At 46.4% G+C, this 24063-nt stretch carries 27 protein-coding genes, 1 tRNA gene and 1 pseudogene; 8 read left to right on the top strand and 21 right to left on the bottom strand.

Annotated elements, in window-relative coordinates:
• Positions 1-7 precede the first annotated feature (7 nt).
• From ACE3K2_RS26710 to ACE3K2_RS26755, 10 genes and pseudogenes are all read right to left on the bottom strand, one after another.
• Positions 8-229 (bottom strand): DUF1450 domain-containing protein, encoded by a 222-nt coding sequence (locus ACE3K2_RS26710; protein ID WP_091032287.1) that lies wholly within the window; start codon positions 227-229, stop codon positions 8-10.
• Between the two features lie 21 nt (positions 230-250).
• Entirely contained in the window at positions 251-553 is a 303-nt protein-coding gene (locus tag ACE3K2_RS26715; protein ID WP_036670085.1) for a heme biosynthesis protein HemY, read from the bottom strand.
• 142 nt (positions 554-695) lie between these two features.
• A complete protein-coding gene (locus tag ACE3K2_RS26720) occupies positions 696-953 on the bottom strand; it encodes a hypothetical protein (RefSeq protein ID WP_421897262.1) in 258 nt (85 codons plus the stop codon).
• A 198-nt stretch (positions 954-1151) separates the two neighbouring features.
• Positions 1152-2360 (bottom strand): M14 family metallopeptidase, encoded by a 1209-nt coding sequence (locus tag ACE3K2_RS26725; RefSeq protein WP_421897265.1) that lies wholly within the window; start codon positions 2358-2360, stop codon positions 1152-1154.
• 221 nt (positions 2361-2581) lie between these two features.
• Positions 2582-3391, bottom strand: coding sequence for a glutamate racemase (gene racE, locus ACE3K2_RS26730; RefSeq protein WP_421897268.1), 810 nt, complete (start codon positions 3389-3391; stop codon positions 2582-2584).
• 219 nt (positions 3392-3610) lie between these two features.
• Positions 3611-3994, bottom strand: a complete 384-nt coding sequence (locus ACE3K2_RS26735; protein ID WP_421897271.1) for a YtxH domain-containing protein — start codon at positions 3992-3994, stop codon at positions 3611-3613.
• 185 nt (positions 3995-4179) lie between these two features.
• Positions 4180-5094 carry a DUF4261 domain-containing protein gene (locus ACE3K2_RS26740; protein WP_421897274.1) on the bottom strand — a complete coding sequence of 305 codons (915 nt, stop codon included), beginning with the start codon at positions 5092-5094 and terminating at the stop codon, positions 4180-4182.
• 10 nt (positions 5095-5104) lie between these two features.
• Positions 5105-5566 (bottom strand): DUF86 domain-containing protein, encoded by a 462-nt coding sequence (locus tag ACE3K2_RS26745; RefSeq protein ID WP_421897277.1) that lies wholly within the window; start codon positions 5564-5566, stop codon positions 5105-5107.
• 173 nt (positions 5567-5739) lie between these two features.
• Positions 5740-6027, bottom strand: coding sequence for a Dabb family protein (locus tag ACE3K2_RS26750; RefSeq protein ID WP_264929710.1), 288 nt, complete (start codon positions 6025-6027; stop codon positions 5740-5742).
• Between the two features lie 284 nt (positions 6028-6311).
• Positions 6312-6704, bottom strand: a pseudogene (locus ACE3K2_RS26755) (phage holin family protein); the annotation flags it as partial.
• A 438-nt stretch (positions 6705-7142) separates the two neighbouring features.
• On the opposite strand from ACE3K2_RS26755, the gene ACE3K2_RS26760 reads away from it, so the two are divergent.
• Positions 7143-7739, top strand: a complete 597-nt coding sequence (locus ACE3K2_RS26760) for a helix-turn-helix domain-containing protein (protein WP_017689431.1) — start codon at positions 7143-7145, stop codon at positions 7737-7739.
• 227 nt (positions 7740-7966) lie between these two features.
• On the opposite strand, the gene ACE3K2_RS26765 is transcribed toward ACE3K2_RS26760, so the two are convergent.
• On the bottom strand, positions 7967-9115 hold the full coding sequence (locus tag ACE3K2_RS26765) for a sn-glycerol-1-phosphate dehydrogenase (protein WP_421897281.1): 1149 nt from the start codon (positions 9113-9115) through the stop codon (positions 7967-7969).
• A gap of 159 nt (positions 9116-9274) precedes the next feature.
• Here ACE3K2_RS26765 and ACE3K2_RS26770 point away from each other — a divergent pair, with 159 nt between their 5' ends.
• Positions 9275-9460, top strand: a complete 186-nt coding sequence (locus tag ACE3K2_RS26770; protein WP_421897284.1) for a hypothetical protein — start codon at positions 9275-9277, stop codon at positions 9458-9460.
• An 85-nt stretch (positions 9461-9545) separates the two neighbouring features.
• Here the strand turns inward: ACE3K2_RS26770 and ACE3K2_RS26775 are convergent.
• Positions 9546-9630, bottom strand: a tRNA-Leu gene (locus ACE3K2_RS26775).
• 223 nt (positions 9631-9853) lie between these two features.
• Here ACE3K2_RS26775 and ACE3K2_RS26780 point away from each other — a divergent pair.
• The 3 genes from ACE3K2_RS26780 (at position 9854) to ACE3K2_RS26790 (ending at position 11877) form a co-directional block, all read left to right on the top strand.
• Complete coding sequence (locus ACE3K2_RS26780) at positions 9854-10846, top strand: Gfo/Idh/MocA family protein (protein ID WP_421897287.1); 993 nt, start codon at positions 9854-9856, stop codon at positions 10844-10846.
• Positions 10847-10900: 54 nt separating this feature from the next.
• Positions 10901-11296 (top strand): DoxX family protein, encoded by a 396-nt coding sequence (locus tag ACE3K2_RS26785; RefSeq protein ID WP_421897291.1) that lies wholly within the window; start codon positions 10901-10903, stop codon positions 11294-11296.
• A gap of 218 nt (positions 11297-11514) precedes the next feature.
• Positions 11515-11877, top strand: coding sequence for a winged helix-turn-helix transcriptional regulator (locus ACE3K2_RS26790; protein WP_421897294.1), 363 nt, complete (start codon positions 11515-11517; stop codon positions 11875-11877).
• Positions 11878-11923: 46 nt separating this feature from the next.
• Here the strand turns inward: ACE3K2_RS26790 and ACE3K2_RS26795 are convergent, their stop codons facing one another.
• The 5 genes from ACE3K2_RS26795 to ACE3K2_RS26815 form a co-directional block, all read right to left on the bottom strand.
• Entirely contained in the window at positions 11924-13540 is a 1617-nt protein-coding gene (locus ACE3K2_RS26795; protein WP_421897297.1) for a sensor domain-containing diguanylate cyclase, read from the bottom strand.
• Between the two features lie 159 nt (positions 13541-13699).
• Positions 13700-14443, bottom strand: a complete 744-nt coding sequence (locus ACE3K2_RS26800; RefSeq protein ID WP_421897300.1) for a spermidine synthase — start codon at positions 14441-14443, stop codon at positions 13700-13702.
• Positions 14444-14603: 160 nt separating this feature from the next.
• Positions 14604-15506 carry a LysR family transcriptional regulator gene (locus tag ACE3K2_RS26805; protein ID WP_091017588.1) on the bottom strand — a complete coding sequence of 301 codons (903 nt, stop codon included), beginning with the start codon at positions 15504-15506 and terminating at the stop codon, positions 14604-14606.
• Positions 15507-15565: 59 nt separating this feature from the next.
• Positions 15566-16330, bottom strand: coding sequence for an SDR family oxidoreductase (locus ACE3K2_RS26810; RefSeq protein WP_421897304.1), 765 nt, complete (start codon positions 16328-16330; stop codon positions 15566-15568).
• Entirely contained in the window at positions 16327-16587 is a 261-nt protein-coding gene (locus ACE3K2_RS26815) for an Atu4866 domain-containing protein (RefSeq protein ID WP_421897307.1), read from the bottom strand. Before ACE3K2_RS26815 ends, ACE3K2_RS26810 begins: the two co-directional genes overlap by 4 nt.
• A gap of 175 nt (positions 16588-16762) precedes the next feature.
• Between ACE3K2_RS26815 and ACE3K2_RS26820 the strand changes: the two genes are divergently transcribed.
• Positions 16763-17698: an AraC family transcriptional regulator gene (locus ACE3K2_RS26820; RefSeq protein WP_421897310.1), complete on the top strand. Its 936-nt coding sequence runs from the start codon at positions 16763-16765 to the stop codon at positions 17696-17698.
• Positions 17699-17770: 72 nt separating this feature from the next.
• On the opposite strand, the gene ACE3K2_RS26825 is transcribed toward ACE3K2_RS26820, so the two are convergent.
• The gene (locus ACE3K2_RS26825; protein WP_421897313.1) at positions 17771-18208 is read right to left on the bottom strand and encodes a MerR family transcriptional regulator; all 438 of its coding nucleotides are present in this window, start codon (positions 18206-18208) and stop codon (positions 17771-17773) included.
• 168 nt (positions 18209-18376) lie between these two features.
• Between ACE3K2_RS26825 and ACE3K2_RS26830 the strand changes: the two genes are divergently transcribed.
• Positions 18377-19255 carry an SDR family NAD(P)-dependent oxidoreductase gene (locus ACE3K2_RS26830; RefSeq protein WP_421897316.1) on the top strand — a complete coding sequence of 293 codons (879 nt, stop codon included), beginning with the start codon at positions 18377-18379 and terminating at the stop codon, positions 19253-19255.
• A 134-nt stretch (positions 19256-19389) separates the two neighbouring features.
• Here the strand turns inward: ACE3K2_RS26830 and ACE3K2_RS26835 are convergent, their stop codons facing one another.
• The 3 genes from ACE3K2_RS26835 to garR all read right to left on the bottom strand — a co-directional run bounded on the left by ACE3K2_RS26835 (position 19390) and on the right by garR (position 23216).
• Positions 19390-20748 (bottom strand): GntP family permease, encoded by a 1359-nt coding sequence (locus tag ACE3K2_RS26835; RefSeq protein WP_315936514.1) that lies wholly within the window; start codon positions 20746-20748, stop codon positions 19390-19392.
• 92 nt (positions 20749-20840) lie between these two features.
• On the bottom strand, positions 20841-22265 hold the full coding sequence (locus ACE3K2_RS26840; RefSeq protein WP_421897320.1) for a four-carbon acid sugar kinase family protein: 1425 nt from the start codon (positions 22263-22265) through the stop codon (positions 20841-20843).
• 54 nt (positions 22266-22319) lie between these two features.
• Complete coding sequence (garR, locus tag ACE3K2_RS26845; RefSeq protein WP_421897322.1) at positions 22320-23216, bottom strand: 2-hydroxy-3-oxopropionate reductase; 897 nt, start codon at positions 23214-23216, stop codon at positions 22320-22322.
• 201 nt (positions 23217-23417) lie between these two features.
• On the opposite strand from garR, the gene ACE3K2_RS26850 reads away from it, so the two are divergent.
• Positions 23418-24038: a GntR family transcriptional regulator gene (locus ACE3K2_RS26850; protein WP_421897324.1), complete on the top strand. Its 621-nt coding sequence runs from the start codon at positions 23418-23420 to the stop codon at positions 24036-24038.
• Positions 24039-24063 lie beyond the last annotated feature (25 nt).

Raw genomic sequence — 24063 nt, forward strand, 5'->3', positions numbered from 1 at the left:
ATATCCTTTACTTAACGAACTTTGCAACTTTGACGAGCACTTCTTCTTCTGTCGGCGCACTGATATACCGACCGTTGATAAAGACAAACGCACGTTTCGCGCAAGGACCGCAATAGGATTTGCACCCAATCTTGATCTCCGTGTCTGGAGCCATTTTTTGCAACTTGGGCACAATCGATTTCAGCCTGACATGATTACACTTTTCGCATACGCGGATATCGTTAGCCATGAGTTCCCCTTCTTCGCGCCCTTAGTGGTCGCCGTGATTGCCTTGGGACGGATTCGTAATAACAAATCCCTCTTCCGGGAAGTAGAGATAGTCAATTTTAACACCGTTCAACAAAGGTTGGTCATTCGCAAGAATGACATCAATCTCTTTATCGGTAGATACAACCGTATCATTTTCTTTTGGTGTGTCGAGATCAAGTCCGTAGTGAGCATGGTCACCATGTGCATGGGTGATGACAACGCGCAGTTTTTTTCCTTCGTTCTCCGGCTTGTCCAATTCAAGCTTCAATACTTTAGCCGCATTACGCGTAATTTTGCAGTTCATTCTCTTCATCTCCTATATTGTAATTGCAGGTTTCAACAATTTCAGCATTCTTAAACTACAGCATCTATTGTAAAGAAAGTTACCGCTCTTCGCAATAACATTGATGCGAATTCATTGTTAAAATGATCCATTGGGCTGCAAATTAAGTAGGTCCGCCCTCCTGAAGCAGGGGATACTTACGTTCTGCCCGGCTTACAAACCAGTTCATCAGAATCAAAGTGACACCGATATCATCAATGGGCATAAACGGCATCACGTCAGGAAGCACCCAGTACAACAGCGCCGGAATAATAAATAACAGCTTTTCTCCCAAAGGAATCTGCGGAGCCCGGAGCAGCCGGGGGAGCCTTTTGAAAACTTGTGTCCATCGTTTGAACGACAGCAATCTTCTCCACTTCATTCGAATCCCTCCGTATAATAATATATGTTTCCTAAACGGCACATCCATCATTACCCGTTCAAAAATCTTCCAGAACGAATGATGCACAATGCGATTAATAAAAAAATAAAAACGGAACGTCGCTCGTAGCGTCCGTTCCTGTTATACGAATGATCTGCTGTTAAGTTTCACACCTTCATAACCAAGCCCTAAACCACATTAGCCATTGGTTAACAGCTCAGCCAGCAACATTCCGACTTCTATACAGATATCATCAAACTGTTCTATGGGAAGTGGATTAACACCCAGTCCCACTTCCACCGTGAAACCGGGTTTACCAAAAGCTTGGATAAACCAGTCTTTGTATCCTGCATCACTTCCACCAAGCTTCACTGCTTTGTAACCCGAAGCTTTGGCGAGTCTACGCGACAGCGGCGCACTCTCTCTGGGTTCCAGATCACGGTAGTTCCAATAGATCTCCTGTCCTTGACTATGCAGGGATACAACCGCATCGAATGTGTGTTGCTGCGTCCACTGGGCAAGCGCCTGTGCCTCCGGTTCTGTCAATGGCGCTGTCCCTGCATAATCCCTAGGCCCAGGTGAAGTAACACCTCTTCTCGCTGCCTCTTCATCCCAATGGGCGGGAAATTGATCATTCAGATCCACCCCCCTGATGTTGGCCTTCCAATGGGTGAAATGTGATCTGCCTGCATTCCAGGCTAACAACTGCTGTGCATGTGGGTGCTGGTTAACCACACCTTCCTGAACCAGTTCGACCCCGTCCGGATTAACCATCGGCACTGCCCAGAGTGTCGTCTCTTGCATCCAGCGTTCTGTCTGGTATTGATGCCATGTCCCATGTGTACTATACGCCTCGGCGTACTCTTCGATAAACCTCATCAGAACTGCTGATGTCAGCCACTCATTCGCATGAACAGAAGCGTTAACATGGATATGTCTCGGCCCTTGCCCGATACGCAAATAAGGCAGCGACTTCCCCATGACACTTGTTCCAATGGACCCCGTCCCGATAAACGGGTATTGATGCTCCAGCTTGTCTATATCCTTGATTAATTCTCTGTAACCATACTCTCCCTGAATCTTCACAATAGTTTTTCCATTCGTAGCCGGAATATGAATACAGCGACCAACCCAGTCGGTTATATTGGTAATCTCGGGATTGGCCTGGCGCAAGACCTCTTCTTCCATACCAAATCTCCCTGCAATCTGTCCTACACTTTCTCCAGGCGGTACAGCGTATCTGCGACCTGTCCCGGGCACAATACGCAGCATCTGACCTGCCAGCAAGTAAGGCTGGGAGGCCGCTTCCGGGTTCAGTGCAGCTAGTAACTCCCTGGTCATATGGTATGCTGACGCAATTCGCGGCAGCGTATCTCCCCGCTGAACGATAATCCATTGCAGTTCCATGTTACTCTCCTTTCCACAGGAAAAGACGGGTCTCCTGTCCGGTACTCCCAACTGTGCATGTAACATATGTATGCAGGTTGGGTTGTCCGTCATGTGACATGAATCATATTCATCACCTGTTGATGTATAATCACGACAAAAAATCCCGAAACTTCACAGTTCCGGGATCGTTCACAACCAAAATAAATTAAAAGTCTTATTCATGGATATTTGGAATATAACTATGATAATTGCGTGACCTGCCAGACCACAGGAGTCTTGGAGATCTGTTCCCCCAACCATCGACGGGTGATATTCTGGAACATGCGAGGGTCGCCAGTGCAGAAAAATTGATGCACCGGGGTCTCATCCCCACTGGCCAGCTTTCGCTTATCATATAAAATCGTACTAATTTCACGTGCCGTTTCATCTGCCGAACTGATCAACTTCACTTCCTGCCCCATAACTTCCTGAATCGTGTCCATGAGAAAGGGATAATGCGTACAACCCAGAATAAGACAATCTATTGGCTGTTGTTTGATCTCGCCCAATGATTGTTCCACCGTATGTGTCGTGTGCTCGGAACGAAATTCACCTTGTTCCACCAACGGCACCAGCGCCGGACAAGCCTGACTGACCACATCAATATAGGGGGACAACTGCTTGAGTGCCGATGTATAAGCCCCACTACTTATGGTCCCCGTGGTACCAATCACACCAATACGTCCTGTACGTGTCGCTGTGATTGCTGCCCGCGCACCCGGATGTATAACACCAATGACAGGCATGTTCACCTTGGAACGAATATACTCCAACGCTGCTGCTGTTGCTGTGTTACAGGCGATAACGATAACCTTCGGATCGAATTGGATCAAGAAATCAACGATTTGTTCCGTAAATTGTTTTACTTGTTCGGACGAACGGGGTCCGTACGGTGTCCGGGCAGTATCCCCAAAATAAATGATCTTTTCCCGCGGGAGCTGACGCATCACTTCCTTGGCGACGGTCAATCCCCCCACACCGGAGTCTAATATAGCGATTGCTTGCTGCACGAACACACCGCTTCCTTCTTCATTGAATTGGTTCTCAAAACGTTTGTTTTCCAGAGCTTTCTTCCTACCGTATGAACATTCCGGCAAAAAGGTACCTACATCTTACCCGATTTCATCGCAGCGTTCAAATTAAATCCGCGCAACGTCATCTATGTGTCGACACGCAACAAAGCAGGCTCTCCTCTAAACAGAGGAAAGCCTGCTTATCTCAAGCTTTGCTTAGTTGTCGTCCTTGGACTCATCTGCAGGAAGCTTCGCTACGATGTCAATTCCGGATTCATCAGCGGCTTTATCGATATCGGTATCGGTATCTACAATGGCTGCCGATATGCGAATTTCTTTCCCTTCAGCGCAATTGCGCCAGGATTGAATATCCTGAATCACGACATCTGCGGTCTCTTTAACTTTGGATACGATCTGTGAACTTTGTTCTCCCACGATACCAGCCAGTTCCTGACCTTTCTCCGATACCTGCCGAGCACCTTCTGTAATATCCTGACGAAGTTCACGGCCCGATTTTGGTGCCAGCAATAATGCCGTTACAGAACCTACCACGGAGCCAATAAGAGCTCCCCACAACAAACTTTTGTTAGAATCCTTCACGTCACATCTCTCCCTTTACTATGGTTTAAGTACCGGATCAGAAGCAACGGTCTGTCGCTCAGCCATCCGGGCGAATGCCTACTCTGTTGATGCATTATAAGCAGCACAGGCTTGACTTGACACTCCAGATGTTAAAAATAATCTGAACGCCCTTTTTGAAGGGTTGCAAAATGTCTTGGCCTAACTCAGTTCTGACGAGCCGGCTCGAGATCAGCCGCTGCATGCTCATCCCCCGGGTCCAAATCAATGACATATCGTCCTGGTGCAATCAATGCCGCCTGATGTTCACAACGCCAGCGACGTCCACCTGAAGAACCCAGTGTCTGTCCATCTTGCAGGACATCCCCCTGATCAAATATGTAATACGCCGCGCCCAGTAAGGTCTGAGCCACCGTATCCGGATCAAGACCAACAAAGTGACACTGGACATCAGGTACACCCAACGCAGACAATCCTACGGTATCCATGACCAACCCGCGCTGTTCCTCCGTACCTCCGGCCTGATACATTCGAACGTTCATAGCAGCATAGAGATGTTCCTCACGTTCCTGAGCCTGCGTATACGCTTCTGGTTCAACCAGTTTATCACTGCCATACCAGTACAGCGCGTCACAGGTGACACTCTCCATGATTGCCAGTACAGTCTTCTGAAACAGCTCCAAGCGCTGTTTACGAGGCATGGCAGCCGTGAACATATCATGTATCCGGATGGAGTAACGCGAAGCTTCTACAACTTGTCCCACTTCCGGCCAATGCCATGCTTGCTGGAGAGCCCCGCCAAAGCGTGCACGATCTGCAATTTTATTCACAGGGAGCATGCAGGTCTGAGCAGGGATATTTCCTTCCTGGAAGGACACCTTATGGTCCAGATGATAGAAGACCAGCATCTCATGCTCTTGCTCTCCATTCCCTTGTTTTACATCCAGTCGGACTTGTCCCGTATGACGAATCATCGATTCCTGCAAACGCAGGCGATCTACCTCTGGACGTTCCCGGAACAAGAGTTCAACCATATACACCGGATGGAATCCGGAAGGAGTTTCATTCGGTTCAGTACTATTAGTATTTACTTGATTGAATTCCTTTGATTCATTTGCCATGCATTTTCCCTCATTCCTTGCGCTGTCCCTCGGCCTGTGCCGCATTGAAAGGACCAAGTTCTGTTTCCACGTATGCACTAACCTGTGTAGTAAAATGTTCAAGTATGCTCGGCAATTCTACGCTAAGCGGATGGAGCTCAGACCGCTCCCAACTGTAATAATCCTGCACCAGTGGTTTGCGTAACGTGACAAGTTGACGCAAGATCTCATAGGTCGAATGGTCAAAAACCTTTTCTTCATAATTAATCTGAATAATATCATCATAACTGCTCGCATCTCTCATGATGAAGCCGTCAATCAGATAACTTCCCACATCGGTAACAATCTCGATCGCCAGATGAAGACACCGCTCCTGAACCATCCCCAGCATGAGACTGCCATCCCAGGCCTGTGCTGCCCGGCGAAGCCCTTCAGCTACTTCCGGTACAGCAGCAAGCCGGCGGGCAATCTGTTCCCTGTTCACATAATACATTCGTTCACTTCCCGTTCAGTGAGTTATCGGTTCCGTTTCCCTCTTCGCTTAAGCCAGAATATCATCACAGGACAAGCGATTAGAAACACAACAAAAATATATAGAAATTCCATAACGTCTCTTAAATCGCTCATGCAGAGTCCCCTTTATCTCAACGTAGTTTGAAAGACAGATCAGATTTCGTAGTCCACTGCAATCGACTGTTCTCTGACTTCATTCATGTACTTGATAACTTCCTGATGAAGCGGGTGTACCTGATACGCCTGAAGATCCTCCAGTGACGCAAACTCCGCCGTGAGTGAAATGTCGAACGATCTCTCCGAGCGAAGCACATCAATCCCGATTTCAAGGGAAACCAGAACATCAATTTTACCGTCCAGATTACGAAGAACCTGGGCAGCAGCTTCAATACTTTCTGCTGAGCGATCTTTCATTTTGAACAGGACAATATGTTTTATCATCTGAGCAAGCACCTCGTTTATTATAATAATAGTAGAAATGAATGATTTTTCATGTATCCAAAATATATCATAACGTTCTCTATTACGAAAGGATACTTGGAAACGTTCTCTTGAAAAGAAAACTAATCCGAACCATCTTTTTTCGGTTCGGATTTCTCTTGGGGACCATCATCCAGCTGTTTCGCGGATTTATCCCGCGAAGTTTGTCCTGTTTCAGCCTGCTGTTCGAGGCTATCCTCGCTTTGCGGAATCGACCATTTCCGATCTGGCAGATACTCCTGATCTTCCTGTTTCTTCAACACTGCTATAGCCTGTCTGAGCTTGCTGGGCAATGGGAGGCCGATTCTCGCATAGTTTTCAGTTATCGAGATCAGTTCATTGACCAGGTAGAAATAAATAGCCCCGCCCTTGATAATATCGGTTCCCATGATCAGGTCAATTCGGTGAGCAAGCAAGACAACAGTCAGCATGAGCCCTTTGCGAGCAAGCCCCCAGAAGCCAATGTTGCTATTCAACCCGGTCCCCGTTCTTACCGCAGCTGCCAAGCCTGTAATATAATCCACAGCCATTGCAACCGCGAGCAGGCTCAGCAATTGATCCCACCCACCAAAAGCAAACGTAACAATTGCTCCCGAGACGGCAGCAAAGGTATTCACAGACAGATTCACGTTCCTCACCTCTCCCTTCACTTGAGTACCCTACAATATATGTAAAAGTAAGAGATTTGACAGGTCACATGTCATGCTGAACTTGCGGATTTATCTTTCAGATTTGTGCACACCTTCTACCGGGCATGGTGAAGCATATCCAATATTTTTTGGGGAATTCAGGGAAATAAACCGCATCATATCAACAAAAAACAGATAAAAGTTCTTTAGACCTAATAATGAGTAATTAGAACCACATTATCTTTATTCCTGCTCATTTTGCCCCCTCATTTTTAGTGAAACATTGTAATCTAGGAATATACTAGGATGTGAATTGCGTATGGTCTAGTTCGTAGTTCCCTCTTTATCACGAATTGACGCATTGACGCATTTGAAACAGGTAAACCCGGCACTTGAAAGTACCCCGTTGTTTATTGTAGTATTTGGTTAAAAAAAATCGGAGGAAATATGCCTAATCAACCAGAACAACATTCCATCCAGGCGTGGTCTCTGATCAACCGTAAATACTTGGGAAAAGGCGTCCGTGTTAAACGATTCCGAAAACCGACACGCTGTCAAATCCGTAATCGTGTTCTTCTTGCCGTGCTGATGGCCAATGATATCAAATTGTCGCAGCTCGCCGAAGACCTCTCCATCTCTTCACGCAGTGTCAGTGCGTGGGTATATGAAGGACGGATACCCGGCAGTACCAATTTGGACAAGACATGCCAATTACTCGGCTACCCCCGCCACATTCTCTTTAATGAGGAAGTTGTGCGTAATAGCCCTGTTATATGTCAACCCGAGTCATCTCGCTTCATGAAGCGTACGGTGACCCGTTCTCCGGTTAGTAACCGTATTTTGACAGGCTTGTGTATGGTCCATGATTTGTCGGTGACAGATGTCAGCCACTGGATCGGGGTTCATCCCGGCACTTTCCGCAAATGGCTGCATCAGGGAACACTGCCTTCCGCTGCGTTTCAGGAACAAGCGGAACAATTTTTCCGCATCCCGAAAACTATTTTGTTCGCAGATGTCATCTTGAAAGATCGTCGCAACAACTAAATAAGCGAACAGCCAAAAGGCTCTGATCTCCTCCCAGGAGGCCAGAGCCTTTTTAAAATGAAACACGTCCCTCTTCTCTCCCGACCTTGAAGCAGCCTCCTGGCTCTTCCATCAACAATGTCAGGCAATCCCCCTTCTCTGCCTTCTAATCCCAACCAAAGCCAATTTAACGCTCCAGAAGCTACGTTTACGTAATCTTGGAGACCGAACTTTCTGAAAAGTAACCCTTACCTCGTGTTTAACACTTCGTTGATATATTTCAACCCGGTATATCGAGGGCGAAGCGTATGCGCTATGGTAAACGCATGTTCCACCATCTCCGGGGTTACACCAAGTTGTTCCGTAGTCACAGGTCCACCTACTTGCTCCAACCATGCAATAAGCTGACCAGGCTCTGGCAATTGGTTATATATCCCAAACACTGGTTCATCCGATGTCTGTGCAAGTTCTTTATATTTCACCGTAAGTAATGCACAAGCTACGCCAACTTTGGCGCCATGCAGAACCGGTCTTTCTCCCGCTTGCATCAGATCCATCTCCATGATGTGGGACAGATGATGCTCACCTCCGGATGCCGGACGGGAATGGTCAATGATCAGCATGGAGATGCCAGAAACGATTAATGCGTCCATTAATACAGCTACTCCCTCTGCTCGCCCCTCCGCAATAGCCTGTACATGATCTATGCAGGAATTCAGCGCTTCTTCTGTCATCCGATAAGCAACTGGGCAGAACGGTTCTCCTCCCAGCTCACGAGAAACAACCCAGTCTGCAAGGGAAGTATATTTGCCAAGCATATCTCCGAATCCAGCAGCCGTCATCCCTTGGGGAGCTTGCTCCAGGATATTCATATCCGCAAAGATGGCTTCAGGCGGAACAGCCTGAAATGTCTGTTTGACGCCGCTTACAATTAAGGGTGCACCCGCAGAGGTAAACCCATCCACTGAAGCCGCTGTTGGTATCGACAGAAAGGGCTTGTTCATTTTGGAACATACAAATCTCACCAGATCATGAATGGTACCTGAACCTACCGCAATGACAGCCTGACTTTCCAGTTTCACACCCAACATGACCTGCACAATAGCTGCTTCATCCGCAACAATATCACCCGTACGATTCTCCGGTAGAGCGATCTCATCCACATGCATTCCCGCTTCTCGAATACTGTTCAGCACATCAGATCCGGCTACTCGAAACGTATGCCGATCATAAACAACCGTCACCTGATGGTATCCTTGTTCAGACAAATAACCCGGTAACCTCTGAATGGCCCCAGCTTCCAGATGAATGAGCATTTCCACCACTCGGTGTTGATGACCGCAAGCGCACTGCTGTGCTTCCACATTCCATGCTGCAATTCGTTCATTCATATTCATTCGCTCTTGCCCTCCCATATGAGATATCATGCATAATTAAAGGGTGAAAACCACAAGATAAAAAAAGGAAATAAAATGTGATGATTTTCCTGATCACACTTTACTTCCTGTACCCCATATTTGCAAATCCATATCTCACATTTCCAAGTAGGTGAAGCAATGAAATTAACCAAAGAATTAGGAATTTCGCTCGGATTTCTCGCAGGAACTACCTTTGGCAGTGGTATCGCTTTTTTATTTCGCCTTCAGTCGGTTGAAGTGATTGCCAGTGTTTCCCTGTTCGGCATAGCAGGAGCTATCACCGGAGTGATTATGGCAGTCATTCTGCGGCAGCGGCAACATTAAAATGCCAGCAGCAAAAGATCGAATTTAAATAAAGAAAGGTTCGCGGATTGCCCTAGAGCAACTCACGAACCTTTCTTTGGTTTGATGCGGTCGAGAGGACTCGAACCTCCACGGGGGGTTAGCCCACACGGACCTGAACCGTGCGCGTCTGCCAATTCCGCCACGACCGCATAATATGTATCTCCTCATCCATCGATGAAAAGTGTTCCGGTGAAACAATTCCTTGTTTTACCGTAATTCAGAGTATACATGCTCCAAAATAAAAATGCAACTTCTTTTTATCCATTCAGGAATAGGACATATGTCCTTTTTTCTCAATGCCAAACATCCTATTGTATCCATTAAGCAAATAAACCACCTATACAAAAGATACAATGAAGGAGAGATTCCATTTTGAAAACTACCCATCTGTGCTTTATCGGTGCCGGGTTTCATGCATCCACGAATATATATCCTTCTGTTGTTGAAGCCGGAGCGCAGATCCAGGCTATTGCCACGCGCAGTATGGAACGCTCTGAAGCAGCTCTGCTGCGATTTGGCAGCAATGGAAGAGCTTACGACAACGCTCAGCTTATGTTACAGCAGGAACCTTGTCATGGAGTCGTTGTGGTCGCCCAGCCTATAGATCAGACCGCTCTTGTTCTTGAATGCATTCGGGCTGGCAAGAATGTGTACGTGGATAAACCGCTCGGATGGAACGCAGCGGAAGCCTCCATTGTTGCCGAAGCTGCCGAGCAGGCTGGCGTTGTTGTCATGGTCGGTTTTATGAAACGTTATGCTCCGATATACATGAAGTTGAAGGAACTCATTGATGGGGGTTCGCTTGGTAAGGTGCGTTCATTCCAGATGAAATTTGCTGTAGACAGTACCCCATTTTGCAAGGATGAGGAACAGTTCATGAAGCTAGCTGCCATTCATATGGTAGATCTGATGCGTTTCCTATTCGGAGAAGCAATACAAATTACAGGCACAACCGTGAAGGATGGAGAACACATTAATCAAAGCATTTCACTTGTATTTGAGAATAACGTAGTAGGCAGCGCTTATTTTACCGGCATGAGCGCCTGGTCACGGGAGAGTGAAAGTGTACTCGTCACCTTCGACAACGGATTTGCGTCATCCGAAGAGATCAATACACTTACTGTTCATCACTCCCGAAGCTCGAACAGCCTTCCCTGGAAATCCCTTGAGGAGCAAGACACCGTATATACACCTTCCGGATCTCCCATGTCAGGAGCTTATCGCGACCTTTATCTACGCGGGTTTGTTGGTGAAATGGCGCACTTTATCGCATGTTGCCAGAATCAGACCGTCCCACATTCCAGCGCCAAGGATAATATTGCAACGATGGCTCTATGTGACTCCATTCTATCATCACTGAAGTGACGTATATACGTTCGATATTATATTTTATACATCCAGAGAAGAGGAAATAATCTCATGTTGGACACTGGTCTACTCATCATTCGTCTCGTAATTGGTCTCATTATGATCGGACATGCATGCAAGAAACTGTTTGGCTGGTTTGGTGGTGAGGGTGTATCAGGGACGGTTGAATTTTTCGGAGCGATTGGCCTGAAACCAGCTAGAGCCTTGGCCGTGTGCGCCGGACTTGCTGAATTGATCGGTGGATTCCTGTTTGGAGCCGGTCTGTGGATGATCGTTGGTGCCGTTCTGCTCATGCTCCCGATGATTGTAGCCATAGCCAAGGTGCACGCAAATAAAGGTCTATGGAATCTGAACGGAGGATTCGAATATAACCTTGTGATGCTTGGATCATTAATTGGTGTTGCCTTTGCTGGTGCCGGGGCTTATTCTCTCGATGCTCTGATATAATACTGTACAAAATCCATCCCATGGAGCCTCCATGTTTCGCATGACGAAACTGGGGCTCTTTTTTCTTAGACATCATCACATCTGCCTGCGCCTAGGATTAGGGTTTATAATCTGGTTCATAAATGATATGCTCTTTCATGAACTATACGTACTTTGTGTAATGTAACCACCCAAATGGATACCATAGAAAATCACCGTAAAGTGGAGGTGCACTTATAATGAAAAAGGATGCAACCAAGCCATGTCCAGCGCCATACGGTTGTTCCGTGGAAGTTACCCTTAGTGTGATCGGAGGCAAATGGAAAGGTGCCATTTTGTATCATTTATTCTCTGGTCCTTTGAGATTCAATGAACTCCGCAAATTGTTTCCTGACATCACCCAGCGTATGCTCACCCTGCAACTTCGAGAGTTGGAAGGCAGCGGAATTGTTCATCGTGAAATATACCCCCAGATTCCACCCAAAGTGGAGTACTCCCTCACACCATTTGGTGAAACGCTGCGGCCGATCATCTTCAGCATGCGAGATTGGGGAGAAACGTATACAAACGAGGTTCTGGCCAGATCCTCACAAGAGGTATAGAAAACAAAAGAAGCTGTCCCTTGTTTTTAGGAAACAGCTTCTTTGTTTATTTGATAACCGTCTGGATTGTAACCGTACGATTACGCCCCTCTTCCTTCGCTTGATACAGTGCATTATCCGCCAAGTGAAACAGTGCTGTGGCTGTTGTCGAATGCTTCGGATATTCAGCAATTCCAGCCGAGATGGTAACGGAACGATCTATAGGCAGTATACTTTCCTCGACCGTTATTCGGATACGTTCAGCCGTCTCAAAAGCCACGTTGGATTCGGAGTTCCTTAACAACACAACAAACTCCTCTCCACCAAACCGGGCACAGACATCTTCTGTGCGAACAGACAATTGAATGATATTGGCAATGTGCTTCAGCACTTCATCCCCAGCATGATGCCCAAATGTATCATTAATGGATTTGAAGCGGTCAATATCCAGAACAATAATGGAGAATGACACCTCATCCTGAATCCATTCCTGGATGACTTCTTCGAAGGTTCTACGATTGTTCATGCCTGTTAACACATCTGTTCTGGCATCATAGACAAGCTGGGTCGTCTGTTTCCTAAAGTTCGCCAGTGCGCCAACAACCGCTCTTGTGAGAAGGTCTGCCTCTCTATTCCAGTGAGGCTTCATCACCGGCAGATCCACTTGTCCCTTATCGACCTGATTCACCAAATCAGCCAACATAACAAAAGGACTGGCCAGCTTGCGTGCAACCCGAACCACAATAAGGGTCAGGATCAGGAAAGGCACTGAAGTGTACAGCAACAACATACGGATATGATGATTCAACTGATCGTACACCGTTTGGGTTGGAGACACGATTACGATACCCCAGCCTGTTGATGGAACCTTGTAATAACCTGCAAGTGAATCTACACCTGCCAGGTTTTTGTATTGTTCTTTACCGTTCCCGTTTACTAACAGCTTTTGCACCACTTCATTTTCACTGACATTTTCACCAATTCGGTTGGTGTTTGGGTGAAATAACAAAGTGCCCTTTTTATCCACAATAAAAAAGTATGAACCATTGCTTGCCTTGAGCTGACTGCCAAAAGACAGACTCAATATATTATTTTCCTGCAAAAAGATATTTCCACCGATCATCCCTTGGTACGTCCCTGCCGAATCAAAGATCGGTTCACTGACAAATACAATTCTGCGCTTTGTTCTGGATGTCCGGTAAGCTTCCGAGATATACGGAGCCTTTGATTTAATCGCTGCTTTTGCTGCATTGGAACTAACATGGTGACCTACGCTAGCCTGTGAGTAAGGTGAGGTAGACCTGACTACTCCCTCTTTGTCTACCAAAGCAACGGAATTAAAAAAATTACTGCTATTGCGAACGAGATCCAATGTAGAGTTCAATTCATTTGTATTGGAGTGATCCATATCCGGGGAATATTGGGCTGCATATTTCAAACTCTCCTGCATGGAATAAAAAAGTGAATCCAGGGTTTGGCTCATTTGCACAGCGCTTGCATAGTTCAGCGACAGGGTGTTATCAATAAGTGACTGTTTCTGAGATGTGTAAGATGAGATGACCATGATGGTCAATGTCATTAAAACTGAAATGGTGACCAGCCCGCCGAGCAAAGCCGTAAGGCTGATTTTCTTGATGTTTTTTATTTTTCTTCGTAATTTGGATCTCTTGATCTGTGCAATCATCGTTTACTTCCCCCGGATTTTCATGAAAAGGCATATTCCTTCTATCTTATACGAAAGTTGTTAAAATCAAATAAAGAGATTGAGAAATCTTAACAATTACATCGTAAGATTGACGATTTAATGACATTTTACTTTCCCTGGAAGAATCACTGTTCAGGTTCAACCTGGATCACTGATAATATATCCTTCTTCTGGCTCCTGTTCAACAAACCCCGCCATGTGGCGAATCTGAAATTCGATCGGATGATGACTGCCCATTAAAATAAGATTTTGAACTTCATCCGCTGTTTCTGTTGGCAATGCGAATGCACGTGTATAAGCAAACTGTGTCTGAAGTGTCGTGTAAATGGCACTTACAAGCCGGTCATTGCCAGCACGCCCGAACACATTAAGGAGCACCGCTCCATCCGAGTCCAGCTTGTCCTTGACCATGGCAAAAAAATCACTGGATATAAACTGCTCGGGTGTACCCGTTGCCGTAAAGGCATCAACAATAATATAATCATATGTCCCTGCAGGTTCCTGTCCTAATAATTCACGGCCATCTCCAATGAGTACAGGACTTCCATTATATCCAAAAAAGGTTTGGCTCAACTCCGCCACCTCTGCATCCAGTTCAGCCACCTTTACCTGACGATCAGACAAGTAGGTGGGCAATGTGCCAATACCATGTCCTACCACAAATACCTTATCAAATGCAGGCTCATTCTGTTCCATTAGATGTACCATCGCTCTTGGATACTCCAACACCATCCGGGCAGGCTCATCCAGATCCATTGCGCCCTGAACAGCTGTGTTGGAGAACTCTAATACACGAAATCGCCCCTTCTCTCCATAAAGCTTTTGGGTATCATATACCGTCAGCTCATGCTGTTCACTTTTATTTCGATACAGAACTCTCACTAACCGTTCTCCCTTCGTGCTTTCACACCTATTCGACATATACCTTCATTCTATTACACGGGATAACAACATACCACCCTATACTTGAGTGATCGTAGCAGAACAAAAAAACCGTTTCCGATGATACGGAAACGGCCTTTTGATGAAGCATTTAACACCACTAAGACCCTATAGCCTCATGCAGAGCCTGGACATATTCCACGCCCAGATTGGAGAGAGAAGTACTCTTGTGGCTTATCCAGCCCACATTAATAGTTTCCTCACATTCCAGGGGTACAGGAATAATCTCGTTTCCGTTCAGATCAGCGCTAAGTACACCTGTAGAGATCGTATAACCATTCAAACCAATTAACAGGTTAAACAATGTTGCGCGGTCATTGACCTGTATGCTTTTGGGGTGAGATAACGTACTCAGGATCTCTTCGGAAAAATGAAAGGAATTGTACTCTCCCTGGTCAAATGACAGGTACGGATAATCTTGCAGTTGCTCAATCGCAACCGACTCCTGCTTCGCCAGCGGGTTCTTCACACTGATAAAGATGTGGGGTTTGGCTGTGAACAAACTCGTGAAGACCAAGCCTGCATCTTTTAACAATTTGTTAATTACTTTGGCATTGAATTCATTCAAATACAGGATGCCAATTTCACTACGCAGGCTTTTCACATCCTGAATAATCTCGTAGGTTTTTGTCTCCCGAAGCGCCAACTCATATTCATCCTGACCATACTGCTGTACCAGACGAACAAAAGCATTCACCGCAAACGCATAATGCTGCGTGGATACAGAGAAATGCTGCGGGGATGGCTTGGCGTTCAGATACCGATTCTCCAGCAGTTCAGCTTGTTCTACCACCTGACGTGCATAACTTAGAAACTCAACGCCTTCTTTGGACAGAGATATCCCCTTATTGGTACGTTCAAAAATGGTAATGCGTAGCTCCTGCTCCAGATCCCTAATGGCATTTGAGAGGCTCGGCTGAGATATAAATAACCTTTTGGCTGCTTCATTCATGGAACCGCGCGTGGCAACTTCGATCACATATTTTAGTTGTTGTAATGTCACTGCACTATTCCTCTTTTCGTATCAATTGAACCTATTATATACCAAAAGAGGATCCAACCTTAAGCCATACTCGCTGTAGGTCTCACTACAATCTCATTTACGTCCACACCGGCCGGCTGATTGATGGCGTATAGGATACTCTGGGCAATCGCTGAGGCAGGAATGGAGATACTCCGATATTCTCTCATCAAATCTTTCGCGCCTTCATCGGTGATCGTATCCGCCAGTTCCGATTCGGTCACTCCAGGAGAAACGAGCGTCACGCGGATATCACCACCGACTTCCTGACGAAGCCCCTCCGAAATGGCACGAACTGCATATTTCGTTGCACAGTACACCGCAGCTGTTGGAGATACAGCATAGGCACCGATGGAGGCGATATTGATGAATTGGCCGGAACCTTGCTGTTTCATAAGGGGAAGTCCAGCAGCAATACCATGCAACACCCCACGAATGTTGACATCAATCATGTGATTCCATTCATCAATCTTTAGTGCTTCAATGGGGGATAACGGCATAACACCAGCATTGTTAATAATAACGTCAATACGCCCGTAACGAGTATATGCCTGTTCTACAATCGCCTGCATCTGCTCCAATCGAGTCACATCAAGCGGTTGATATTCAACCGAACCGCCTTGCAAACGAATGGAAGAAGCCAATTCCTCCAAGCGCTCCACACGTCTGGCACCAATAACCACATGCGCACCATGCTGTGCCAGTAAACGAGATGTTGCCTCTCCTATTCCACTACTTGCACCGGTAATAACAACCACTTTTCCTTTAACATTCAACAACATAACCATCTCCTTATTCTTTGTCATTGCACATTTTCCCGATAAAATATCATGCCGCCATGAAACAATACGCCTTTCTTAAAATCTCCATCAGCTGTAAAACCCGTGTCATCGACATAATCGATATGATTGCCCTTGACAACATAGGAACCCTGATATGCGTGTTGTCGATCACCTCTTGCTTCATCATATCTACCATTTGGGAGAAGCTGGTGCCGGATGTACCCATCCTTCGTGACCCACATTCCCACATACGGATGATTTTGATCTTGTTTGCTTACCACACGATCATTCCCCACTACTCCAACCTGCCTTCCATGCCTCAAAAGATTTTCTTGCTATCATCATTATGAAGGGGATTAGCAGCTGCACGATAGAAGGATCCCATTGATTTCTTGCCTATTACTCCGGGAAATTCTAAAATAATATCAAGATCTTTATACAGGAGGGCTGCAAATCATGAAGTTAAATCTAGCAAATATAGATCATGGAGTTACCGAGCAACAGCAAAAGTTGGCTGATCTAATCAAACGTTTCACCCCTACTGACGGAATTCATTCAACAGCAATTCCTTCACTTGCCTTAATCCGCGCCTCCAAGATCTCACAACCCATCTATTACGTTCATCAACCCGCCCTCTGTATTGTCGCCCAAGGCTCCAAGTTAGTTATACTCGGACAGGAAAGCTATACCTACGACCTGACACAATACTTGGTAGCCTCCATAAACTTGCCTATTTCAGGGCAGGTTGTCCAAGCTACCGTTGAACACCCCTATTTATGTATGAGACTGGATTTTGATCCAGGGCAGATCTTCGATCTCATCCGGGATACACCTACTGCATCACCCAAACCTGACCATCCAACAAGCCGGGGATTGTTTGTGAGCTCAGCCAAACTCCCACTTCTTGAAGCCGTATTCCGATTGGTTAGATTGCTGGACACACCTGAGGACATTCCCGTTCTGGCCCCACTATTCATTCGCGAGATTCTGTATCGCATTATTCAAGATGAACACGGGCCATCCATTATGCAGTTTGCGGTCCAGAACAGCCATGCACAGCACATCGCTGAAGTAATTGAAGTCATTCAATCGGAATACGCCAAACCACTTCGGATCGAAGAACTTGCTTCCAGGGTTAACATGAGTTCTTCCTCTTTGCATCATCACTTCAAAGCCATTACTGCCATGAGTCCACTGCAATTCCAGAAACAGATTCGTTTGCAGGAAGCTCGGCGAATATTGCTTACAGGCTCAACCGACGCTGCTGATGCTGCGTTCCACGTAGGCTATGAGAGCCCCTCCCAGTTCAGCCGGGAGTATGCCAGGATGTATGGTCTTCCTCCAAAAAGCGATATCAAACGCCTCCGACATACACTGGATATCGAATGCTGATATGATAATTAAACACAGAGACCCAGGTCATTATGACCTGGGTCTTCACATTCAATATGATCAAACGTACTTTTAGGAGAATACACTCTTTTTTTCAAAAACAGTCAACTGATTCTCCCCGGTAATAGGACATTCATCAGGATACATACTTCGTTTCTCCAACTTCTCATCGATAAAATCAACGACTTGCTGTAGCGAAGCGATCTGTGCTTCAACTTTCTTCCGGTAATTCACCAGCATCTCCCGTTCCTCCGGGAAATCAGCGAGATCGGAATCCATGGACATCTGTAAATAAGGCTTCATTTCCTCAAGAGACATTCCTGTTTTTTTCAGGCAAGTGATCAATTTCATCGTATGGATATCCTCCGGGCGATATACCCGATGGCGATTGGCCTTTCGTTTCGCTTGGGGAAGCAGTCCAATCTTCTCATAATAACGAATGGTATCTTCCGATAATCCGGCCTGTTCTGACGTTTCTTTAATGGAGAACACGTCATTATCACTCATCATATGGGCCTCCTCCACATTCATTTCTCTCCATATTACAACTTGGAGCTGACTCCAAGTCAAGCATCATTCGTTCCAGCCCAACACCCCTTGACTTGGAGTCGACTCCAAGTTATAGAATAAGCGCAGCATACAGATTCATTCTGTAATCCCATTCTTCTGGAGGTATATATGAATACACAACATCAGCTTCGCACCGCTCTCATCACAGGCTCAACGTCAGGAATAGGTCTTGAACTGACACGAAAGTTACTGGCCGAAGGCTGGAAGGTAATCGGTCTCAACCGTTCGGCTTTCCCATCCGAGGATACCGATATTCAGAACGCCTTACGTACAGGAGAGCTCCGTTGGGTTCAGGCTAATCTGACCAACTACGACAGTCTGAGAACTGCACTGGATCAGATCAAATCCGATACCGATTCGATTGATGTCTTGTTTAACAATGCCGGGGGCAGTGCTTCCGAACTTCGTTTCTCTGACCAGGGGCATGAACTGCACTTCGAACTTCAGACGGTAGTCCCTTATATCATCTATATGGAATTGGTTGAACTATTGCTCAAAGGACAGATGAAAACAGTCATTAATACTTCCACCACCGCATTCAAAATGGTTAAACAATTTGATCTGAACATTCTGGAGCGTCCGACTGAATTCAAAAAGCTGTTTGGTCCCTATGCCATTTCCAAGCTCGGCTTATCTCTATGGACACGCGAGGTTGCCAAATCTGCCAATGTGGAAGGTATACAACTGCTTAGCGTAGATCCCGGTGGAAATAATACGTTACGAGGCAACAAAACATCCGGCCTCCCCTTCTATATCAAACCCATTATGAAATGGTTCTTTCCACATCCAAGTCATGGCGCTTCATTGCTCTACAGTGCGGCTCTATCACCCACCAGACATGAATCCGGTACATTTCTGGTGAAAAATAAAGCGGCAGCGCTTCGTTTCACAGAGCAGGGTCCTGCCGTTCTCCATCGAGTACACGAGATTTATGAGCAGCGTTTTCCTAAAATGCAGTCTGGAAAACCCGCATCCACCCCATCATAACCATGATAGATCGTGGGTACCAAATATAACAAAAACACGCCAAAGTGGCGTGTTTCTAGGTTTATCGCATTATGAGTTTTATGGGTATTATGAGTATCTTTTCATTGTCGCAAAACCATATGAAGTTTGTCCGGTTAGATAAATACACTCAATAATAAGACCATGCCAAAGGCGGCAAATCCGAGAATCGTCTCCATGACCGTCCATGTCTTGAGTGTCTGCGGCACAGACAGATTCAGATACTCTTTGACAATCCAGAACCCCGAATCATTCACATGGGACAAAATAATCGAACCCGCTCCCGTTGCAAGTACGAGCAATTCAGGGCTTACACCGGGCATCGTCATGGCGATTGGAGCCACAATACCTGCCGCCGTTGTCATCGCCACCGTAGCTGAACCCACCGCTGCACGAATCAAGCCAGCAATGACAAAGGCTAGCACGAGTGGCGACAGATGCGCACTTTGGGCAAAGCCTGCGATCGCATCACCTACACCACTGGCTGTCAGGATGCGGTTGAATCCACCCCCCGCACCAATCAACAAGATGATGGAAGCCACTGGACCGAGGCAATCATTTGTATATTTCAATATCTGCTGTTTGCTGAAACCACGTGCATAGCCAAAGGAATAGAAGGCAAAGAGCAAAGCCAGCAGCAGTGCAATAATTGGACTACCGATGAAATCAACGACCTGACGGAACGCGTTCGTCTCTGGCAGCATCAGATCTACAATCGTTGCCAGCAACATCAGGATGACCGGAAGCAAAATCGTAAAGAGCGTGATACCGAAACCAGGCAATTCCCGATCTTTGGTCTCGGTGAACTGTTCCATCAGCTCACTTGAGGTCTCAACTTTGATTCGCTTGGAAATCCATGTTCCATAGAGCGGACCTGCAATGGCTGCGGCTGGAAGAGATACAATCAGCGCCAGGAAGATCGTTTTACCGATATCCGCATTGAAGATTCCTACAGCAAGCATTGCCGCCGGGTGAGGTGGAATCAGACTATGCACCACAGCAAGACCCGCAACAAGTGAGAGTCCGATTTTGATGAGTGATGTCCCTGTATGTTTGGCAATAACAAACACCAGCGGGAAGAGCAGCACGATCCCGACCTGGATAAATACCGGAATACCACAGATCAGCGCAACAACCATCATCGCCCAGTGTACGTTCTTCTCCCCGAAGACACGTACGAGTGTCTGGGCTATTCGTTCGGCACCACCAGACTCGGCCATAAGTTTACCAAGCATCGTTCCAAGTCCCAGAACAATCGCGATAAATCCGAGAACGCTTGCAACACCTTCCTGATAAGACTTCACGATATCTGTGAACGGCATACCCGAGATCAATCCCATAAAGACAGCGCCCACAATCAGGGCAACAAACGGATTCATTTTAAATTTGGCAATCAACAAAATCAAACCAAGAATAGATATCAGTGCGTAGAGCAGCAGACTTGCATCATGACTAAGACCGAATACGGAATACATCCGAATAGCCTCCCCCAAGTTGTTATGTTGTGTCAGCACGCGGTATTACTCTGGCCCAAACGACCTGAACACTACGTGCCTTCGTAATAAGCTTAAGCTTCGATCTTTTCAACCGTTTCCAGAAGGGCTTTTTCCCCGCCAACATTTCCCGGAAATACGATATATGGGATACCATTAAATTTGGCTTCTTCCCCTGTCAACCATACCGGAATACCCGCAGCCACCTGACCAAGCACCCTTGCTTTGCGTATGGCCAGACCTTTTGTTGCCACATCACTGGATGTAATGCCACCTTTGGCAATAATGAACTTTGGCACGACTTCAAGGGATTGCACAATCTCAACCAAAGCTGACGATACCGTCTGACTGATCTTGAAATTGCCCTCATGTCCTTCCACTGTGATGAGCTTACGGCTGCTGTATACAACAACATTGTTCCCCTCCGCAAGCTGCCTGTTCGCTTCCCCAATTACACGTCGAATCTCCTCGGTATATCCATCCGAAGTTAATACACGCTCCACATCGATCTCTAGACTTATGATGCCCGGAAAGGTAAGCAGTTGTTCCAGTTGACGTGTCGTCTTCTGTACATAGGAACCGACAACAACAATACCGCCATGTTGTTCCTGACCACTTGCGATCAGCTGTTCTTTAGGCAGAAATGCCTGATCCGAGATGCCCGCATATGATTTGACAAAGGAGGCCGCCGTCCGGAAAATAAAAGCTTTTCCCTCATCCTCCGCTTGCAGCAAAGCCAGAGAAAGTACATCCATGTCTGCATAAGAGAGCGCATTCACAATAATCGGTACATTGCCTTCGGCTTTCAGCAAAATTGCTTTGACCACCTCGGTACCTTGTTGAATCTCCTCCAATGAAATGGTAAGGCAACGATTAGCCTGAATACGGCCTGAAGTCTTCTCCTCGACCCATGATGGCAGGTCACCATGCTCATATCCGAATACTTTATCCTTGGCAAATTCCGTCTCATGAACTGGAATCAACTGTTCACCTTCGACCATATAATGCGTGTTGCCGATCGTAACCCGTCCTGCCTCAAAGAATGCCGGAATGATCAGTTGACCGTCATATGCGTGTCCGCTGACCCGGGCCACTTCTTCGGCCAGTACATCCGTCTCCAGTGGGTAATACCCACGCAGCATGGAGTCACTACGACTCACAAAGGTGAAACCCGTTCCTTCCTCTGCCGCAACCTCTTGCACATTGCGGGCAATCTCCCGATTAATACGTTCCGCTGTAGTTGCATCCAGCCCTCGTGTATTGGTCAAAATATAGAATAACGATTCGGCGGATCGAAACGCCTCCCGCAACAGCGGCTTGTCCCACTGTGTCAACACATCAATATCATGAACCGTCTGTACACCGGTTGGGTCATCATCCAACACGATAATTTTGCGAGCCCTCGCATCCTGCAACTGTTTAATCTGTCCTCTCAATCCTTCAGAAGAGTTGTCCGTCCGAAGAGCTGCGGGGATATCCGATAACGTTTGATAGGTCATGTCTCTCCACCTCATATCTATATCTATTAAAATTATTTTTCTTTTTTAAATTCTTTATTGGGTTCGACTCACTTCTACACCTGCGAGTTTCTCAAAATACTGTACAATTCCGCCATGGTCATCTGCGGCTTTCCCATCAATCTTCAGCGCATGGAAGATCTCCAGCAACTGACTGCTGAGCGGTAAAGGAACTCCGATATCATGCGCCGTTTCCATCACGTTGGTCATGTCTTTGAGGTTAATATCAATCCGTCCCCCAGCGACAAAGTTACGATCCAGAATGAGTGGTACTTTTGCATCCAGTACCGCACTTCCGGCGAGCCCACTGCGGATCGCCTGATACATCTTCTCCACATCGATACCAGCCTTCGCTGCAAATACAAGCGCTTCGGACATGGCGGCAATATTCAGGTTCACGATAATCTGATTCGCCAGCTTGGCGGTTGCACCGGAACCATTATCCCCCACTCGTGTTACATCCTGTCCGACCACTTGCAGAACTTCTTTCACAGATTCAAAAATCATTTCATTACCACCCACCATGATGGCGAGTGTACCGTCTATTGCTTTGGGCTCTCCTCCACTTACTGGTGCATCCAACATATATAATCCGGATTGGGATACAAGCTGAGCCAGCTCTTTGGAAACGACCGGTGAGATGGAGCTCATATCGATAATGATACTTCCCTTATTAGCCCCTGCCAGCACACCTTGTTCACTTGTGATCACGCTGCGAACATGCTCTGAGTTGGGCAGCATTGTGAAGATGACATCACTATGTTCAGCTACCTCTTTTGGAGACGTTGCTCCTCGCGCTCCCGCATCAGCCAATGACATCACAGCGGTCTGATTAATATCGTATACGCTTACATCATATCCCGCCCGGATCAGGTTCAATGACATAGGACGTCCCATAATACCGAGTCCAATAAATCCAATTCGTTTCTTCATCTTGCAATCCCTCCAGCCTAAATTCTTCGCTTTTCACTATTTGTAATCGCTGTCATCGCTGTTCACATTCGTTATTGTACACAACATTTTAATTTTTGTATACAATTTTATTATTTATGTATCCGAAAATTAAAATTCGGTTTTTTATCTGGTTGTTTATTGCCCTCATTTTCGCTAAAGTAAAGGTAGAGGTGAAATACAATGCAACCAAGTACGGACAAGTCCCGCCCAGCCTATCAGCAGGCCTATGAAGTGCTGCGGGACATGATTTTGCAAGGCACCCTTCCCCCCGGAACCAAACTTGTGGAAGAGAAGCTGGCGACCGATCTGAATGTAAGCCGAACCCCGATCCGTGAATCCATCCGCCGCCTGGAACAGGAAGGATTAGTCGTGAACAAGCGGGTCGTCAAGCTAACCGAGACGGATCTGAGAAATACGTTTGAATTGCGGAAGTTACTGGAGGGACATGCGGCACAATGCGCTGCTGCCTTCTTATCTGCACAGGAAGTGACGACTCTTGAGCATTGCGTGCACGTGGGACATACCGGAAGCAAAGAAGAGATTATGGAAGCCAATAAAGAGTTTCACGAAATCATCATGCGCGCGAGTAATAACGCATTGATGATTGATTTGTTCGATAAAATGCAATCTGTCATTTATCTATTCCGTCAGACGGTTGTATATTATCAGCGCCCCTTCCTCATTGAAGAGCATCATCAGATTTGCGAAGCGATCAAGGCACATGACGGCCAGACGGCCGAACGGCTGATGAAAGAGCACCTACAATCCGATCTGGAATTCTGCCTTCATCTGATTCGATAACCGGATTTATGGATTGTTTGACTAT

The organism is Paenibacillus sp. (genome assembly GCF_048976745.1).
Classification (GTDB): domain Bacteria; phylum Bacillota; class Bacilli; order Paenibacillales; family Paenibacillaceae; genus Paenibacillus.